The organism is Streptomyces sp. DvalAA-14 (assembly GCF_900091855.1).
Lineage (GTDB): Bacteria > Actinomycetota > Actinomycetes > Streptomycetales > Streptomycetaceae > Actinacidiphila.
In genome coordinates, this window is the sequence record NZ_FMCH01000594.1 from 1 (window position 1) to 2,065 (window position 2,065).

Consider the following 2,065-nt stretch of genomic DNA (forward strand, 5'->3'; position numbering starts at 1 on the left):
GGTACGCGCTCGCCCCCTCGGCCCCCGGCCCGGGCCCGGCGGGTGCCCCGCCACCGCTGCCCGTGGGGGCCCCGGCCGGGCTGTCGGGTTCGTCCGTCGTCGTTCGTCCGAGGAGCCCCCGCCGAGGACGACCCCGCGGCTACCGGTGGGAGGCGGCCCCCACCGCCTCGCGATCCGAGGGTCCTCCCGCGCGGCTGTGGCGGGGGCAGGCACCCCCGGGCGGAAGGCCCAGGGCGGGGAGCGGACGCCGTGCGGGCCGCCCTCCGGGCGGAGGACGCGATGGGTCGGACACGGCCTAGAGTTGGCGCTGTCCGTTACGACGCTGTCGTGACCAGCCGTCCGCGAGGAGAGCCGCCCGCCATGTTGCGTCAAGGAGGGGTGGACCCGTTGGGACCCCGTGCCAGCCTGCGGACCGCCGTGGTGTGGGAAGTCCTGCGCGACGCGCTGCAGCGGCGGGCCAAGGCCGCGGAGCAGGACGTGCTCGACGTGCTCGACACCGGCGGCGGCACCGGCAACTTCGCGGTGCCGGTCGCCCGGCTCGGTCACCGGGTCACCGTGGTCGATCCGAGTCCGGACGCCCTGTTCGCGCTGGAGCGCCGCGCGGCCGAGGCGGGCGTGACCGACCGGGTGCGGGGAGTGCAGGGCGACACGCACGGCCTGCTGGAGGTGGTCGAGCCCGGCGGCCACGACATGGTGCTCTGCCACGGCGTGCTGGAGTACGTCGACGACCCGGCGGAGGCCCTGCGGAATGTGGCCGGCGCGCTGCGGCCGGCCGGCGCCCTCAGCCTGCTGGCGGCGGGCCGCGGCGGCGCGGTGCTGGCCAGGGCACTGGCCGGGCACTTCGCCGAGGCCCAGCACGCCCTGTCGGACCCGCACGGCCGCTGGGGCGGCGGCGACTCGCTGCCCCGCCGCTTCGACACCGAGGAGCTGACCCGGCTGGTCGGCGGCGCCGGCCTGCGCACGGTCGCGGTGCACGGCGTGCGGGTCTTCGCGGACCTGGTGCCCGGCGTGCTCGTCGACACCGAGCCGGGCGCCCTGGAGGCGCTGCTGCGGCTGGAACTCGCCGCGGCCGAGGAGCCCGGTTTCCACTCGGTGGCCACCCAGCTCCATGTGCTCGCCGAGCGCGGCTGAGGGTAGGCCGCGGTGACCGCCCGCAGTCACCCCCGCAGCCACCCGCCCGGGGAGTGAGTCACACGCCGCCCACGGCCGTATTCATGACCGTATGCTGGCATGACGCGGCATCGGACGGGGAAGGAGAGCCCCGTCGGATTGACGCAGTGGGGCGGGTTTCACGGGGGCGAATCCCTGCCTATCCTGGAAGGGTCGGAACGGTCGTTCCCCGCGACCGACGAGTAGGAGGTCTCCGTGCCGCTCTCGGAGCACGAGCAGCGCATGCTCGAGCAGATGGAGCGAGCGCTGTACGCCGAAGATCCCAAGTTCGCGTCGGCGCTTGAGGGAAACGGGCTGCGCACGCACACCCGCCGCCGCGTCTACCTGGCGGTGGTCGGTTTCCTGGTCGGAATCGCCCTCCTCATGGGCGGCATGATCGCCAAGCAGCCGTGGATCAGTGTCGTCGGCTTCCTGGTGATGCTGGGCTCCGCCGTTGTCGGGGTGACCAGCTGGCGCCGGGCCACCCGGCCCGGTGAGCAGCCGCCCGCCACTCCGCAGGCCGGTCGCCGCATCGGCGGCCGACGCCAGCCGCACCAGCCGCGCCGCGGCAAGGTCATGGACCGCATCGAGGAACGCTGGCAGCGGCGACGCGACCAGCAGGGTCAGTGATTGCCCCTTCAACCGCTCGGTCGGCCACCAGGCCGCCGCAGTAGCCCGCCGCACTAACCCGGCCCGGTAGCCCGGCGCACAGGGCCGCCTCAATCGCCCGGCGCCGTAGTCCGGCCCAGGCAGCACCGAACGAACCGAAGGGCCCGTACCACCCAGGTGGGGAGTACGGGCCCTTCGCCGTGCGGCGGCCCGGGACTCCAGGGAGCCGCCGGCCGCCGGTCACCGCCTACGACGACGAGTGCGCCTGCCGGGTCAGCCGCCGCCGGACCGGGTCGGTCACCCGCCG

The 2,065-nt window shown here is 75.3% G+C and carries 2 protein-coding genes; both read left to right on the forward strand.

Annotated features, from left to right (window positions below):
- The first annotated feature begins 360 nt into the window (after positions 1 to 360).
- Positions 361 to 1,131: a methyltransferase gene (locus GA0115240_RS32025; protein WP_093742210.1), complete on the forward strand. Its 771-nt coding sequence runs from the start codon at positions 361 to 363 to the stop codon at positions 1,129 to 1,131.
- Positions 1,132 to 1,365: 234 nt separating this feature from the next.
- Positions 1,366 to 1,779 carry a DUF3040 domain-containing protein gene (locus GA0115240_RS32030; protein WP_093742212.1) on the forward strand — a complete coding sequence of 138 codons (414 nt, stop codon included), beginning with the start codon at positions 1,366 to 1,368 and terminating at the stop codon, positions 1,777 to 1,779.
- The last annotated feature ends 286 nt before the right edge of the window (positions 1,780 to 2,065 follow it).

Excerpts from the sequence above, each read along its gene's own strand:
- GA0115240_RS32025 (WP_093742210.1), top strand. The coding sequence starts at position 361 with ATGTTGCGTCAAGGAGGGGTGGACCCGTTGGGACCCCGTGCCAGCCTG.